Annotated in this window: 13 protein-coding genes and 1 pseudogene; 13 read left to right on the top strand and 1 reads right to left on the bottom strand. The window is 40.5% G+C overall.

Translation table 11 applies throughout. The annotated features are described in order from the left end of the window. Positions 1 to 2692: 2692 nt before the first annotated feature. The 13 genes and pseudogenes from flhD to EAE91_RS24895 form a co-directional block, all read left to right on the top strand. Positions 2693 to 3043 carry a flagellar transcriptional regulator FlhD gene (gene flhD / locus EAE91_RS03900; protein ID WP_036775787.1) on the top strand — a complete coding sequence of 117 codons (351 nt, stop codon included), beginning with the start codon at positions 2693 to 2695 and terminating at the stop codon, positions 3041 to 3043. Between the two features lie 3 nt (positions 3044 to 3046). Beyond that, the gene (gene flhC, locus EAE91_RS03895; RefSeq protein ID WP_036775786.1) at positions 3047 to 3628 is read left to right on the top strand and encodes a flagellar transcriptional regulator FlhC; all 582 of its coding nucleotides are present in this window, start codon (positions 3047 to 3049) and stop codon (positions 3626 to 3628) included. Positions 3629 to 3764: 136 nt separating this feature from the next. Next, on the top strand, positions 3765 to 4652 hold the full coding sequence (gene motA, locus EAE91_RS03890) for a flagellar motor stator protein MotA (RefSeq protein WP_036775785.1): 888 nt from the start codon (positions 3765 to 3767) through the stop codon (positions 4650 to 4652). Then, positions 4649 to 5644, top strand: coding sequence for a flagellar motor protein MotB (gene motB, locus EAE91_RS03885; RefSeq protein ID WP_214087337.1), 996 nt, complete (start codon positions 4649 to 4651; stop codon positions 5642 to 5644). The genes motA and motB overlap by 4 nt, the downstream gene beginning before the upstream one ends. 2 nt (positions 5645 to 5646) lie before the next feature. Continuing rightward, complete coding sequence (cheA, locus tag EAE91_RS03880) at positions 5647 to 7674, top strand: chemotaxis protein CheA (RefSeq protein WP_214087336.1); 2028 nt, start codon at positions 5647 to 5649, stop codon at positions 7672 to 7674. Positions 7675 to 7734: 60 nt separating this feature from the next. Continuing rightward, positions 7735 to 8232: a chemotaxis protein CheW gene (cheW, locus tag EAE91_RS03875; RefSeq protein ID WP_015834820.1), complete on the top strand. Its 498-nt coding sequence runs from the start codon at positions 7735 to 7737 to the stop codon at positions 8230 to 8232. A gap of 168 nt (positions 8233 to 8400) precedes the next feature. Next, a complete protein-coding gene (locus EAE91_RS03870; protein ID WP_214087335.1) occupies positions 8401 to 10104 on the top strand; it encodes a methyl-accepting chemotaxis protein in 1704 nt (567 codons plus the stop codon). A gap of 53 nt (positions 10105 to 10157) precedes the next feature. After that, on the top strand, positions 10158 to 11792 hold the full coding sequence (locus EAE91_RS03865; protein WP_214087334.1) for a methyl-accepting chemotaxis protein: 1635 nt from the start codon (positions 10158 to 10160) through the stop codon (positions 11790 to 11792). Positions 11793 to 11798: 6 nt separating this feature from the next. Then, positions 11799 to 12689 carry a protein-glutamate O-methyltransferase CheR gene (gene cheR, locus EAE91_RS03860; protein WP_214087333.1) on the top strand — a complete coding sequence of 297 codons (891 nt, stop codon included), beginning with the start codon at positions 11799 to 11801 and terminating at the stop codon, positions 12687 to 12689. Further along, positions 12682 to 13734 carry a protein-glutamate methylesterase/protein-glutamine glutaminase gene (locus EAE91_RS03855; RefSeq protein WP_214087332.1) on the top strand — a complete coding sequence of 351 codons (1053 nt, stop codon included), beginning with the start codon at positions 12682 to 12684 and terminating at the stop codon, positions 13732 to 13734. Before cheR ends, EAE91_RS03855 begins: the two co-directional genes overlap by 8 nt. Before the next feature lie 69 nt (positions 13735 to 13803). Continuing rightward, a complete protein-coding gene (gene cheY / locus EAE91_RS03850) occupies positions 13804 to 14193 on the top strand; it encodes a chemotaxis response regulator CheY (protein WP_214087331.1) in 390 nt (129 codons plus the stop codon). A 9-nt stretch (positions 14194 to 14202) separates the two neighbouring features. After that, complete coding sequence (gene cheZ, locus EAE91_RS03845) at positions 14203 to 14853, top strand: protein phosphatase CheZ (RefSeq protein WP_214087330.1); 651 nt, start codon at positions 14203 to 14205, stop codon at positions 14851 to 14853. 101 nt (positions 14854 to 14954) lie between these two features. Next, a pseudogene (locus EAE91_RS24895) lies at positions 14955 to 15023 on the top strand (hypothetical protein); the annotation flags it as partial. Positions 15024 to 15173: 150 nt separating this feature from the next. Here EAE91_RS24895 and EAE91_RS03840 read toward each other — a convergent pair. After that, entirely contained in the window at positions 15174 to 15536 is a 363-nt protein-coding gene (locus tag EAE91_RS03840; RefSeq protein ID WP_244868653.1) for a nuclear transport factor 2 family protein, read from the bottom strand. Positions 15537 to 15575 lie beyond the last annotated feature (39 nt).

The following is a 15575-nucleotide window of genomic DNA, read 5'->3' as shown; positions in this document are numbered from 1 at the left end:
GAGCCAGTAGAGAGGGGGGTAGTCTCTGTTATTTCTGTATTAAGAGAGAATGGAGAGGCAGCAAGAGTTCTTACCAAGGGTAACTCTGCTATTACTATCAGGATTTGTCATGATGTAGGGTTAGAATTCAAAGTTATTTTATCATTCTAACAAACAGAGCTGATGGTTACTGAAATCTTGAGAAATGAAATCAAATTGGTATTTAGTAAACTATGTATCGTAAAGACTCTGTGTTGCAAAAGAACGGACATTCGGTTGGTTTCTTGATGATAACATTAATGATGCTATGGTATTGAGATCTGTTGATGTGGGAGTTTTTGTTAGCAAGGGTACAGATAGTGCAAAAAAAGCGATAGATATTACCAGCCTTGGTAAGAATTTAAGGGGGTTAAATGAAGGGTAGTTAAGAGAAGAGAGAGAGCGAGAGGATTATCAAGTGCTTGAATATAACGGTAAGTTTGAACTTTGGTTATGTTCTTTCCATGCTGATTATCAGAGCTTTTATTCCATTCTTTCTGGTAAGCGATATTCATTTACTAGTACAAGATTTGATGAGTGATATTTATTAGCTTTTTTATATTGGGATAAAATGGATTAAACAGTTCCTGAGAAGAACATTATAAATGAGGTATTAAAAATATTGGATATTCTATAGTACTGGCAGAGCTAGCTTGTATCATTTTTGGTTGTGTGGATATATATATTGATATTGATTATTTTTTTAGTGAAAAATTCTGTTTGTCGAATTTTATTTTAGCCAGATTAGCGTATTGAATTGTTACTTTCTCAGATATTTTTTGTTCATATATTGTGCGTATAAAGGATGTGTTTTGCCCAAAAAACAGGAACATTTTCAGTATTATCGATTACATAATTGATAATGATTCTCGATAGCTATATTCCCTTCTTGTTTGATGAACTATTGGGTTTAGCGTCTTTGTTCTGAGAGTATTTTCTGTGATTAGGTTGGGTTGTAATCGATTGTTGCATTAACTGTCATGTTTGATGAATAATTATAATTACTTGGAAAATTATCATTACTATTTATATGGGTAAATAAATTTCTTATCAAAATCCTATTTCTTCCATTTTTTTATGAAGTATCATGGTATTTCTGTTACCAATAATTATTAAATTTATCATTTTGGTTAGCAATGATATTGATTTTTATTCCTGTGAATTATATTTCCAATAAATCTCAATTAACTATTTTTTTCTGTGCAGTTAATTATTTAATCTATTCTTATAATATAAAAATGATGTCTATTGTATACATTAATGACGTCATTAGCTATGTTTTTTATGTGTGTAAATGATATTTTTGGGATGATGATCGTAAATGTCACATGAAATAATGAAATATTAAAAGAATGACTTTTAATATTTTATTTGGTTTGTATTATAAGAATATGTGAGTTCGAAAATAGTATGTATTTTTTATTTAAATATTAATGTGTAAACCATCAATTTATTGTATTATATAAAGGTTGGTAATTTAATTTATGATAGATATTTAATAAGGTTATATATTTGTGTAATTTGAAAATTTCATTTATGGGTTTTTATCTCTTATAGGGTTTTAAAGCAGATCTTAAGGATAATAAATTACATTCAATTAGTTTAAAATGCCTAATGTTTTTTCAATATATATATTGAAAATATGTAAATTTAATTAATTTTTAATTTAAAGCATGAAGATTAAAAATGAAAAAGATAAAGTAATCAATAGAAGGATTTTGCATATTATTATATTATGAGGCATGAATTTAGATAAATTTTTCTAATGTTTTTTGCTGCTATTTGGGTTGTCAGAAGTCGAAATAGATCGATTTTTATGGCCATCTCCATGCTGGATATTGATTATTATACAATCAATAAGATGTTGTTATAGTTGTTTTTTTATTCATTATCTTACTGTATTTTATGCTATTTTTGTATGGTTAGTGTTATCTGTACGTGGTGGTATACATTTTTAGTTAAGCCTTTAGGTTAAAAAAAGTACAAATCTAAACGAAAAGTGATCATACCAGTATCTTTTTTGCAACCAAATTTTACATAAAATTAATCTGTTTTATCGTACAAGCGGAGATGACGGATCTCAGAATAAGATTATTGTTTACACTTATTACTCAGGGATAAAACTGTCTTTTTTGGTGTTAGTTTGACTCAGGATAGGATTTTTTATCGTTATTTTAAATTTATAAGTTTAATAGATCGTATAAAATCAAAAAATATATCTAATATTTTTATTTAGATAATTTAACTTATTAAAATTGAGAATTCGGATTTTATTTAATTGTTTGAATAGTTAATGAGCAATTCATCGATTAAATGCATATTAAAAGCCGTTGTTTTTGTGAGTTATGTCACATAGTATTTAAAATTGCGCCCTCTTTCCGTTGTATAAGTTGATGATTCAGGAGTAAAGTTGTTCCGCATTAAGAATATTCTTAATCGCCAATGAAAAATGTTATATCAGGTAACGCAATAATACTTTTGTAGCTCACTACCGTAATATTTTTGAAGTTGGATGAATCAAAAGTAATACAAAGGATGGTTACTGCTCTGACTAAGCCTGTATATTTTAGTTATGTAAGAGATTATTAATCCCTAAGCTATTTTAGGAATTTTGTCACGAGTGGTTTTTCGAACACTTAACTGATTTTTTAATGTAATCGGACGGGATAGAGAAATGAGTACGGTTGAATTGCTCAAACATATTTATGACATAAATTTATCGTATTTGCTTTTAGCTCAGCGATTAATTAACCATGAAAAAGCATCAGCGATGTTCCGTTTAGGTATTAGTGATTCTATGGCTGATACGTTGTCTGAATTGACATTACCTCAGTTGGTCAAGCTCGCTGAGACTAATCAATTAGTCTGTAATTTCCGGTTCGAAGACAGTGAAACTATTCAGCAGCTTACTAGGGAATCTCGAGTGGATGATTTACAACAAATACATACAGGCATTTTGTTATCTACTCATTTGTTTCAGAAGTTATCTTCGAAAGACGATACGTCAGTGAAAAAAAGAGCATAAGAGATGGCCGAGAAAAGTATAGTTCAAGAAGCTAAGGATATACAGTTGGCGATGGAACTCATCACTTTGGGGGCACGATTACAAATGCTTGAAAGTGAAACACAATTGAGCAGAGGGCGATTAATTAAGCTTTATAAGGAGTTGAGGGGGAGTCCCCCGCCTAAAGGAATGCTGCCTTTTTCAACAGATTGGTTTATGACGTGGGAACAGAATATTCATTCATCGATGTTCTATAATGCCTACCGTTTTTTACTCAAGAGTGGTTATTGTGAAGGTGTAGAAGCTGTTGTTAAAGCGTATCGACTCTATCTTGAACAATGTCCCCCTGTTGAAGGAGACGCCCCGGTTTTGGCGTTGACTCGTGCCTGGACTCTGGTACGTTTTGTCGACAGTGGCATGTTACAACCTTCGCAGTGCCGTACCTGTGGTGGAACTTTTATTACTCATGCTCATCAACCTGTGAATAGCTTTGTTTGTAGCCTTTGCCAACCGCCATCACGCGCAGTAAAAAAACGTAAACTTTCCTTTCAGTCTGCCGATACTAATTCACAACTGCTGGATGGACTTGCTCAGCACGCAGTATGAATTTAAATGGGAAAATTATTCCTACAGGTTACAGATTAGTACTTTTTCTCCTGTAACCTGTATTGAAACCGCAACCATTCTGGATTCAGACTGTTCAACTTCCCATCCGCTCGCCAACTTAGCTAAAGGATATCGCGTGTTAGTACTTTTAGGATATATCGTAGTTTTTGGTGCGGTAATCGGTGGTTACCTGATTGTAGGTGGTCATTTGGGCGCACTTTATCAACCCGCTGAATTTTTAATTATCACTGGTGCTGGTATCGGTGCTTTCATTGTTGGCAACAACGGAAAAGCGATTAAGGCAACACTGCGTGTTTTGCCAAAGGTAATGCGTAGATCTAAATATAACAAAGTGATGTATATGGATCTGATGGCGCTACTTTTCCGGTTGCTAGCAAAATCCCGCATGCATGGTGTCTTAGCATTAGAGCGAGATATCGAACATCCTCAGCAAAGTGATATTTTCACCCAGTATCCGCGTTTGCTTAAGGATAAGCATTTGATGGATTTTATCACTGACTACATGCGATTGATTGTGAGTGGCAATATGAATCCTCATGAAATTGAAGCTTTGATGGATGAGGAAATTGAAACTTATGAACAGGAAAGTGAGATCCCGGCAACCAGTTTGACGATGGTTGGAGATTCTCTTCCTGCTTTTGGTATTGTCGCTGCTGTTATGGGGGTTGTTAATGCTTTGGGTTCGGCAGATCGCCCGGCAGGAGAGCTTGGTGTGCTGATTGCTCATGCAATGGTTGGGACATTCCTTGGTATTTTGCTGGCATATGGTTTTATCTCTCCGCTGGCAACATTGTTGCGTCAACGCAGCGGTGAACACATTAAAATGATGCAATGCATTAAAGTGACATTGTTATCCAGTCTGAATGGTTATGCGCCGCAAATTGCTGTTGAATTTGGCCGTAAGACACTGTACCTCACAGATCGTCCTTCTTTCACTGAGTTGGAAGAACATGTCCGCCGGGTAAAAGCACCAGTCCAGCAAGAAACTGAAGAACAAGCATGAAGGCGCGTAACGTCTCTGTCATTAGGGTAAAAAGACGTAAAAGAAATGGCATCAAACATCATGGTGGTTCATGGAAGATTGCTTATGCTGATTTTATGACCGCCATGATGGCATTTTTTCTGGTTATGTGGCTGCTGGCAATTTCCAGCCCGCAAGAACTGACCCGAATTGCAGAATATTTCCGTACCCCATTACAAGTTGCAATCAATAAAGGTGAACGTAGCAGTGATAGCTCCAATCCTATTCCAGGAGGGGGGGAAGATGTGCTTCATCAGGAGGGCGATATTCTGCGTCAGTTTGAAGTCGTTGAAGCTAATGATGAAGCTCGCAAATTAAATAGGCTGCGTGAGCAACTTGATCAATTGATCATTACTGATCCTCGCCTTAAAGCATTACGTCCACATCTGTTGATTGACATGATGGATGAAGGGCTGCGTATCCAGATTATTGACCGGGAGAACCGGCCAATGTTTATGGTTGGCAGTGCAAAAGTTGAAAGTTACATGAGTGACATTTTGCGGGCTATTGCACCAATCTTGAACGATATTCCCAATAAAATCAGCTTATCCGGTCATACCGACGACTTGAAATATGCCAATGGTGAACGCGGTTACAGTAACTGGGAACTCTCCGCAGATCGGGCGAATGCATCAAGGAGAGAGCTGTTGCTAGGTGGGCTAGATGAAGAAAAGATATTGCGGGTAGTTGGCATGGCTGCAACGGTTCGCCTGAAACAGGAAGATGCCAGTGCACCGGTTAACCGTCGCATCAGTATTTTAGTGCTCAATAAACAAGCGGAAGAGCGGATTGAACAGCAAAACACCGGCAGCGATTCCTTGATTATTAATGATAGTAAGGAAATTCACGAGGTGATTGGAAAGGATTCGGCTGAAAGTAGGCCAACACAACAGTCCAATGAAATCACAGTATTAGCCCAGCCAGCACCACTGAGTGCTGAACCTAATCGTGTACCGACCAAGGTGACAAAGTAACAATGGATATTACCGCGTTTTATCAGACCTTTTTTGATGAAGCAGACGAATTGCTGGAGGATATGGAGCAGCATCTATTGCAGCTCGATCCTGATGAGCCAGATCAGGAGCAATTGAATGCTATTTTTCGTAGTGCTCACTCAATAAAAGGTGGTGCTGCGACTTTTGGTTTTATCAAACTACAGCAAACCACGCATGTTCTGGAAAATTTGCTGGACAGCGCCAGACGAGATGAAATGAGTCTGACGACTGATATTATCAACCTGTTTTTAGAAGCGAAAGATATTATGCAGCAACAGTTGGATGCCTATAAAAGTTCTCAGGAGCCGGATGAAAGTGCGTTTACCTACATCTGTGAGACTTTGCGCCAGCTTGCATTGGAAGTACAGGAAGAGAATGAAGGCGGGGCTGAGTCTATTATAGATGCGGTGACGCCAGAGGTGCCTGAGTCTGAGCCGGAATTAAAATCGGAGCCTGCTGCGACTGAGAACCAGCAAGGTAGCGTTCGGGTTCATCTTTCTGGTTTGAAAGAGCGTGAAGTTTCTCTGATGCTTGATGAGTTGAGTAATCTGGGGGAAGTTTATGATGCCGAACAGACTAGGGATAGCGTTGAAGTATCATTGGTAACATCAGCCACAGAGGATGATATCACTGCGGTGCTCTGTTTTGTTATTGAGCCGGAACAGATCACTTTCTTGCCGGTGGCTGAACCCAAAGACAAAGTTAAAAATCAAGATACAGCTAAAGTCGTTAAAACAACCACGCCGGAAAAAGGTTCTACTCCTCCTGTCGGACGCCCTGCGCCGACACCACCGGCTGGATCGCCACGTCAGCGGGCAGAATCTTCCAGTATTCGGGTTGCGGTTGAGAAGGTTGATCAACTGATAAACTTGGTTGGTGAATTGGTTATTACCCAATCTATGTTGGCTCAGCATTGTAACGCTCTTGAACCGACTTCACATGGTGATTTGCTAAATTGCATGGTTCAGTTACAGAGAAATTCCAGAGATTTGCAAGAATCTGTGATGTCTATCCGTATGATGCCAATGGAATATGTGTTCAGCCGTTACCCGCGTTTAGTCAGGGATCTGGCTAGCAAACTGAATAAAAAAGTGGATCTAACTTTAGTAGGCAGTTCCACTGAGTTGGATAAGAGTTTAATCGAGCGCATTATTGATCCCCTGACTCATCTAGTCCGTAACAGTCTGGATCATGGTATTGAAGAACCAGAAGCTCGGCTTGCTGTGGGCAAACCTGAAACAGGCAATTTGACACTTTCTGCTGAACATCAGGGAGGAAATATCTGTATTGAAGTCGTGGATGACGGTACCGGGCTAAATCGTGAAAAGATTCTGGCTAAAGCGATGTCACAAGGATTGTCGGTTAGTGAAAACATGAGCAATGAAGAGGTTGCCATGTTGATTTTCGCTCCTGGTTTTTCCACGGCTGAAGTTGTAACAGATGTGTCTGGCCGCGGTGTAGGAATGGATGTGGTTAAGCGGAATATTCAGGAAATGGGCGGACAAATCCAGATTAACTTCCAGGCCGGTAAAGGGACAGTGACGCGGATTTTGTTACCCCTGACACTGGCAATTCTTGATGGTATGTCAGTGAAAGTTAATGACGAAGTGTTTATTTTGCCATTGAGTGCGGTGGTGAGTTCTCTTCAACCGCAGGAAGAAGATATTTATCCTCTAGCTGGCGATGAAAAATTACTGCATGTCAGAGGAGAATACTTGCCACTGATTAAGTTATATCGAGTCTTTGATATTCCTGATGCAAAAATAGATCCGACGAAAGGGATTGTTGTGATAGTGCAAAGTGCCGGCCGTCGTTATGCCTTGCTGGTTGATCAATTAGTTGGGCAGCATCAGGTGGTTGTGAAAAATATCGAAAGTAACTATCGCAAAGTACCCGGGATCTCCGCTGCCACAATTATGGGAGATGGCAGTGTGGCGTTGATTGTTGATGTTTCTGCCTTGCAGCAGCTCAATCATGACCAATTGGCACTCAGTAAAGCTAAAAAATAAGCACTGAATGAGGAGGAATCCTCATGGAAAATCGTTAATCTCACAGTGAAAGGTAAGATCATGTCGGCCATAGAAGCGTTTAATAAATTGTCAGGAGAAACTGCCGGGGAAGGATATTTGGTTTTTACCCTCGGTGATGAAGAGTATGGTATCGAAATACTGAAAGTACAGGAGATCCGGGGCTATGATCAGGTTACTCGTATTGCGAATACTCCGGCATTCATTAAAGGAATAACCAATCTACGTGGTGTTATTGTGCCTATTATTGACCTGAGAATTAAATTTGCTCAGGAAACGGTTACCTATAATGATAATACCGTTGTTATTGTTTTGAATCTGTTAAACCGGGTGGTCGGTATTGTAGTTGATGGTGTTTCGGATGTCTTATCGCTCAAAGCTGAACAAATCTGTCCGGCACCTGAATTTGCAGTAACATTATCTACCGAATATCTAACCGGATTGGGTTCACTTGATGATCGCATGCTGATTTTAGTGGATATCGAAAAACTGCTTAATAGTGAAGAGATGGCGTTGGTAGATTCAGTGGCTAAAAACTGATCATTAAATATGACTGCCATCATCGACAGATGGCAGCTACTTTTTGTCTATATTCCCCCGTTAAGTCCAGATCAGAAAAATATTCAAATTTCTTTTATTCAACCAGTAAAGTTTCCTTTGGTGATGCCGATAACAGAGCCATGCTGATCTATTGTAAAAAGGGAAAACATGTTTAACCGAATGAAAATAGTGACCGGACTGATGGCGGTCATCATATTATTTGGTGCTTTGCAATTTATATCCGGGGGACTTTTCTTCCATGAGTTGAAAAGTAACAAAGAAAACCTAGAAATACTGGATAAAATGCGTGAACAGCAGACATTTTTAAATGACACTTGGGTTAATTTGTTACAAGCTCGTAACAGTTTGAATCGTGCTGGCATTCGCTACATGATGCAAAAAGATGAGGGTGTCAAGGGTGTCGATAATTACTACACATTAGAACAGTTACTGACTGATGCCAGAAGTAACTTGTCTATAGCAGAACAGCGCTTTGAACAATATGAACAAACCGCTAAATTGCCGATTCATGAATCAGAAAGTCTTAATCGTCTTAAAAAAACCTATGATGTTTATATTTCAGCACTGCATGAACTCATTGTTCTGATTGAACATGATCGGACGGTAGAATTTTTCAACCAGCCAACGGGCAAATATCAGAGTGCTTTCGAGGAAGAATATAACTTCTATTTGACCCAAAACGATCATCTCTATTCTGATGTTGTATTTGATGCGAATATCTCCTACAGAAATGCGATGATTATGTTGGGTATTATCATGCTGATTCTGGTTTCAGCCATGATTTTTAGTTGGGTTAGCATCAAACATAGTCTGATTAATCCATTAAACAAATTATTGGAGAACATTAAGGCGCTTTCTACCGGTGATTTGACGCAAAATATTACTGTTTCAGGCAGAAATGAGATGAGTACGTTAGCCATTGGCCTGAAACATATGCAAAAAGAATTTATCACTACTGTCACTAGTGTTCGTCAGAGCAGCGAAGGTATTTATAACGGAACCAGTGAGATTGCCGCAGGGAATAATGATCTTTCCTCACGCACTGAGGAACAGGTTGCTTCTTTGGAAGAAACCGCCGCCAGTATGGAACAATTGACCGCAACTGTACGTCAAAACGCAGAAAATGCTCGTCAGGCAAGTAACTTGGCTGATAGTGCTTCTGACGTTGCCCGCCAGGGTGGGAAAGTTGTAGCGAATGTTGTACAGACCATGCGTGAAATTGCCGGCAGTTCTCAGAAGATTTCCGATATTACCAGTGTTATTGATGCTATTGCGTTCCAGACTAACATCTTGGCGCTGAATGCCGCGGTGGAAGCCGCACGCGCCGGTGAACATGGGCGAGGTTTTGCGGTTGTGGCAGGCGAAGTGCGTAATCTCGCACAGCGTAGTGCTGAGGCGGCAAAAGAGATCAAAGCATTAATAGAAGATTCAGTAAGCCGTGCGGATACCGGTTCAGTCTTGGTTGAGAGCGCCGGTGAAACAATGAATAACATTGTCAGTTCAGTCACTCGTGTAACTGACATTATGGGTGAAATTGCATCTGCATCCGATGAACAAAGCAGAGGGATAACTCAGGTTGGTCTGGCTATCTCCGAAATGGATCGTGTAACACAACAAAATGCTGCTTTAGTTGAGCAATCCGCTGCGGCTGCGGCTGCACTGGAAGATCAAGCGGCTGGATTGAAGAAACTGGTTTCTCTATTCCAATTACCGAATCTTGACGATAAATCTCAACCCGAAATGAAAATTGAGCATTTGCCTGTGGTTAAGACTCCTCCTGCTAAATCGAATCCACCGGTGTTGAAGAAAGTCAACAATGTGGAAGAACAAGCTAATTGGGAAACATTTTAAAACACTAAGCGATAACTGCGGCTGCATATGCAGCCGTTAACAGAGGTGATTACATGTTAGGCAGGCTTCGTATATCAACCAGTTTATATCTGTTACTGATGATGTTTTGTGTAATGCAGATAATCTCAAGTGGTTTATCACTTGGAATCATTCACGCAGATCAATCTTATATTGAACGAATCGATCTGGGGACACAGAAGAGGGATACCTTAGGATTGAGCTGGGCAGCTTTGCTGCAATCGCGTAATACACTGAATCGAATCGCTGTAGGGAAAACGCTGCAACAATCTGAATCTCACATTGAGAGTATGGTCGCTAATGTTAAGGAGACCTTGGATAGAGCTGAGATGCATTTTGCCGAGTTTATTGCGCTACCTAAATTAAATGAAGAGGATGGCAGTAGCGTATTATTGGCCTCGGTAGAGACCAGTTATAAAGAATATATCGGAGCGCTTAGAGAGCTTTCGGTGTTTTTAGAAAGTGGTAATTATGATGCATTCTTAAACCAGCCGACAGAAAAGTATCAGCAGCAACTTGAGTCCGATTTCAATCATTATATGCAGTATATCGGAGAGGAGATTACAACCGCTGTTCAAGATGGTCGTCTTTATTACCGAATTTCAGTTGCCATGTTTGCAGGTGCGATCTTAATGGTTCTGGTTGTTGCCTGGGCGGCTCATTGGTGGTTAAAAAAGAATCTGCTCAGACCTTTTGCCAATATGCGTAGTCACTTCCAGAATGTTGCGGAAGGAAAACTCAATAAAGAAGTTTCTGTTTTCACCCAAGATGAAATTGGTGAAGTGTTCCTCAAATTACGTGAAATGCAACGCTCACTGGTTAATTCCATCACTTTGGTAAAAGAGAATACTAATTTGATGTATAGCGGTATTCAGGAAATTACTCAGGGTAATACCGATCTTTCTTCCCGCACTGAAGAGCAAGCGGCATCACTGGAAGAAACAGCCGCCAGTATGGAACAACTGACTGCAACTGTGCGTCAGAATGCGGAAAATGCTCGTCAGGCCAGTGAATTGGCGGTATCTGCATCGAAGACAGCCTCTAAAGGTGGAGAACTGACAGTTGATGTTGTGGAAACAATGGATGCAATTGCCAATAGCTCACAGAAAATCAGTGCCATTATCAGCGTTATTGATGGTATTGCATTTCAGACCAATATTCTGGCACTGAATGCCGCGGTAGAAGCCGCGCGGGCAGGAGAACAAGGCCGAGGTTTCTCTGTTGTTGCTGGCGAAGTGAGAGACCTTGCTCAGCGAAGTGCCGAAGCAGCGAAAGAGATTAAAACGTTAATTAGTGAATCCGTTCAACGGGTAAGCCAAGGTTCTGAATTAGTTAGCCATGCAGGAAAAACCATGAATGAATTGGTTGTTTCTGTGAACCAAGTCACAGATCTGATGGCTGAAATTGCTGCGGCATCTGATGAGCAAAGTCGGGGTATTCATCAGGTAGCACAAGCTGTTACACAGATGGATCAGGTTACTCAGCAGAACGCTGCATTGGTTGAACAGTCAGCCGCGGCAGCGGCGGCACTTGAAGATCAGGCAGATATTTTGGTGCAAATAGTGGCACAGTTTGAGTTACCAGATAATTCAGAAAATAAGATTGAAAATGAACTTTCACTGACGCTGAGGTCTGCGGATAGCGAAGGGGCAGTCAGTCAGACTCGCTGAGGCCAGATGAAATCAAATTTAATTGTTTCAGCGACAAGTAGTTTGCCGTCTTCGCCACTGAATCACATGATTCAGCGTTATACCATGTCAGATGCGCATTTTAAGCGTATCTGTCAGCTTATATATCAACGTGCAGGTATTGTGCTGGCCGCGCATAAACGGGAGATGGTTTACAACCGTTTAATTCGGCGTTTGCGTACCCTTGGAATACGTGATTTTGGGCAATACCTGTTCATTCTTGAAAACGACATGAATAGCGAGGAGTGGCAGGAATTTGTCAATGCGTTAACAACTAACCTGACGGCTTTTTTCAGGGAAGCTCATCATTTTCCTCTGTTAGCTAAACATGCAAGTAAGAAGAATGGATCGTACCGGGTATGGAGTGCCGCGGCATCGACAGGAGAAGAGCCCTATTCGATTGCCATGACGCTAAGCGATGTGTTGGGGGAGCGTTTTCACCGGGTAAAAATTATTGCCAGTGATATTGATACCCATGTACTGGAAAAAGCCCGCAAAGGGGTTTATCGATTGGATGAATTGCGTCAACTGACTGATCAACAGAGAAAGCGTTACTTTTTTAAAGGCGTTGGATCTTATGAAGGTTATGCTCGTGTCCGGCCCCAACTTGCTGACATGGTGACATTCCAGCATCTAAACCTGTTAGATCCCAATTGGCCGTTTGAAGAGAAGTTTGATGCCATCTTTTGCCGTAATGTTATGATTTATTTTGATAAAAAGACGCAGGAACGGATACTGCGCCATTTTGTTGCTTTGTTAAAACCCGATGGATTGCTCTTTGCGGGGCATTCTGAAAATGTCACTCAAATAAGCCGGGAATTCTACTTGCAAGGACAGACCGTTTACGGTGTAGGCCAGGCAAGGAGAGGTCATGAATAAAATAACTGTTCTTTGTGTCGATGATTCAGCGCTTATGCGTCAAATCATGCGAGAGATCATCAATAGTCACCCGGATATGGAGGTAGTGGCTTGTGCGCCAGATCCACTGGTAGCACGTGATCTGATTAAAAAGCATAATCCACAAGTACTTACACTGGATGTTGAAATGCCACGCATGGATGGCATTGATTTTCTGGAAAAATTAATGCGTTTACGGCCAATGCCGGTGGTTATGATCTCTTCTCTGACAGCCAAAGGATCTGAAATCACATTAAGGGCATTGGAACTTGGTGCTATTGATTTTGTAACCAAACCTCAATTGGGTATTCGTGAAGGCATGCTGGCTTACAGTGAACTTATCGCGGAGAAAATACGGACAGCAGCACAGGCCAAACTATCTGTGCCAATAGCCACGTCAGTAAGTTCTGCTCCTTTAAGTTTTAAGCCTTTGTTATCCAGTGAAAAACTGATAGCAGTAGGTGCTTCTACTGGAGGGACGGAAGCAATAAAGAATTTGTTGCAACCGTTACCTGTTACCAGCCCGGCACTACTCATTACTCAACATATGCCACCTGGTTTTACCCGTTCTTTTGCTGAACGACTGAATAAACTTAGCCAAATTACCGTAAAAGAGGCTGAAAATGGTGAGCGGATTTTGCCGGGGCATGCCTACATTGCTCCGGGTGATCGCCATATGGAGCTATGCCGCAATGGTGCTGATTACCAGGTTCTAATCACCGATGCGCCGGCTGTTAATCGTCATCGCCCATCTGTGGATGTGTTGTTCCGATCAGTGGCTAAATTTGCCGGGAGAAATGCTGTTGGAGTGTTATTAACCGGCATGGGCAGTGATGGCGCGGCAGGTTTACTGGAGATGAAACAAGCGGGAGCGTACACATTGGCGCAGGATGAAGCAAGTTGCGTGGTATTTGGTATGCCAAGAGCGGCAATACAAATGGGGGCTGTGCATGAGGTTATGGATATACTCAAAATGAGCAAGAGAATGCTGGCAAAAATAAGCTCGGGGCAAGCTGTCCGTATTTAACGGCTGTCGGATAAATTTAATTTTTTAAGTGGCTCTGTGCTGACTGGTAAATAATTTCAAGGAGTTTTTATGGCGAATAAGGATCTAAGATTTTTGGTGGTTGATGATTTTTCAACCATGCGTCGCATCGTTCGTAACCTTTTAAAAGAATTGGGCTTTAATAATGTAGAAGAGGCTCAAGATGGGGCAGAAGCCCTGGCTAAGATTCGTTCATCTCAATTTGACTTTATTATCTCTGATTGGAATATGCCTAATATGGATGGTTTAGAGTTGCTAAAAGTCATTCGAGAAGATGCACAATTGGCTAAGATACCGGTTTTGATGGTGACAGCAGAAGCGAAGAAAGAAAATATTATTGCTGCGGCACAAGCCGGTGCCAGTGGTTATGTTGTTAAACCTTTTACCGCAGCTACTTTGGAAGAAAAGCTTAATAAAATATTTGAAAAACTGGGCCTCTAAGGAGACATAATGAGTGTAAATCCAGTCATGCCAAGGGATGAGACCATTAGCGCCAGTGAAATTATCAGCCGTATCGGGCAACTTACGCGCATGTTGCGTGATAGTTTACGTGAGTTGGGATTGGATAAAACTATTGCTCAGGCGGCTGAGGCAATACCTGATGCAAGGGAACGTTTGGACTATGTTGTGCAGATGACGGCGCAAGCGGCGGAAAGGGCGCTTAATTGTGTTGAAGCGGCGCAACCTCGTCAGAATGAGTTAGAGTCATCGGCAATATCACTGAAAAAACGTTGGGATGAGTGGTTTGAAAACCCTGTTGAGATGCCTGTGGCACGTTCGTTGGTTATGGATACCCGGAATTACCTCAATACGGTACCTGAACATACCGCATTCACTAACGCTCAATTGCTGGAGATCATGATGGCGCAAGATTTCCAGGATCTTACCGGTCAGGTTATTAAGCGGATGATGGATGTTATTCAGGAAATAGAAAAACAGTTGGTGATGGTATTAATGGAAAACATGCCGGCTGATCAGGTGATAAAAACCAAGAAAGAGGCTGACAGTTTGCTAAATGGTCCGCAGGTGAATCAAAATGGCGTGGGTGTTATCGCTAATCAAGCTCAGGTTGATGATTTACTGGATAGCTTAGGTTTCTGAATAAACGTGGCAGGGGTAAATCTGCCACTCAGGATTAAAGATTTTCCGGAAAAAATATGATTGATAGTATTGAACGATATTAATCTTATTCTCCCTGACGGAACAAAATAGAATGGTTATGGTTATCTTTGCATGAAACGGTTATACGTAATCATCCATGTTGTTACATGTAGCAACTATTACTAAAGGTGAAACAGTTTATAGCCACTGTTTCACCTTCGCCTTGCAAGCCAGACGAATAAAATAAGAGCGTAGCGGTAATAGCTAAACCAAATACAACATCCAAAAAGCACCAAGTTTTTATTACAGCGATATCCTGCTTAATGCGGCACTTCAAATTTAAAGTAATCGCTGAGAAGAACTATTTTGTCGTCCATAATTTCTATTAATGTCACGCCCATATTGCTATAAATATCACTATTTTTACGGCGTCCTTCATTTTCCCAAATAACGCAAGCTTGGTTATTACTAGCAATAAAACCAGTTTGCTTAAAATGTAAATATTCAAAATTTGAGAAAAGTTTCTTGAGAAAAATAAGCGACATCTTTTTACCTACCATTGGAGGAAGGCCCGGATAATAAAGTGAAATATCTTCGGAAAAAATATTATCCAGTCGTTTAAGGTCATACTGATTCATTGAGCTAAGAAGTTCTGCGGTTAACTCACCTATTCGGTTCATCATGTTTTGTCCTCTATTTTATTTATTTACCGACATAATCAC

Source organism: Photorhabdus noenieputensis (genome assembly GCF_018448935.1).
Classification (GTDB): Bacteria; Pseudomonadota; Gammaproteobacteria; order Enterobacterales; family Enterobacteriaceae; genus Photorhabdus; species Photorhabdus noenieputensis.
Note: the sequence above shows the minus strand (reverse complement) of the source record. Positions and strands in the feature narration are given on the sequence as shown.

Excerpts from the sequence above, each read along its gene's own strand:
- flhD (WP_036775787.1), top strand. The coding sequence starts at position 2,693 with ATGAGTACGGTTGAATTGCTCAAACATATTTATGACATAAATTTATCG.
- flhC (WP_036775786.1), top strand. The coding sequence starts at position 3,047 with ATGGCCGAGAAAAGTATAGTTCAAGAAGCTAAGGATATACAGTTGGCG.
- motB (WP_214087337.1), top strand. The coding sequence starts at position 4,649 with ATGAAGGCGCGTAACGTCTCTGTCATTAGGGTAAAAAGACGTAAAAGA.
- cheA (WP_214087336.1), top strand. The coding sequence starts at position 5,647 with ATGGATATTACCGCGTTTTATCAGACCTTTTTTGATGAAGCAGACGAA.
- cheW (WP_015834820.1), top strand. The coding sequence starts at position 7,735 with ATGTCGGCCATAGAAGCGTTTAATAAATTGTCAGGAGAAACTGCCGGG.
- EAE91_RS03870 (WP_214087335.1), top strand. The coding sequence starts at position 8,401 with ATGTTTAACCGAATGAAAATAGTGACCGGACTGATGGCGGTCATCATA.
- EAE91_RS03865 (WP_214087334.1), top strand. The coding sequence starts at position 10,158 with ATGTTAGGCAGGCTTCGTATATCAACCAGTTTATATCTGTTACTGATG.
- cheR (WP_214087333.1), top strand. The coding sequence starts at position 11,799 with ATGAAATCAAATTTAATTGTTTCAGCGACAAGTAGTTTGCCGTCTTCG.
- EAE91_RS03855 (WP_214087332.1), top strand. The coding sequence starts at position 12,682 with ATGAATAAAATAACTGTTCTTTGTGTCGATGATTCAGCGCTTATGCGT.
- cheY (WP_214087331.1), top strand. The coding sequence starts at position 13,804 with ATGGCGAATAAGGATCTAAGATTTTTGGTGGTTGATGATTTTTCAACC.
- cheZ (WP_214087330.1), top strand. The coding sequence starts at position 14,203 with ATGAGTGTAAATCCAGTCATGCCAAGGGATGAGACCATTAGCGCCAGT.
- EAE91_RS03840 (WP_244868653.1), bottom strand. The coding sequence starts at position 15,536 with ATGATGAACCGAATAGGTGAGTTAACCGCAGAACTTCTTAGCTCAATG.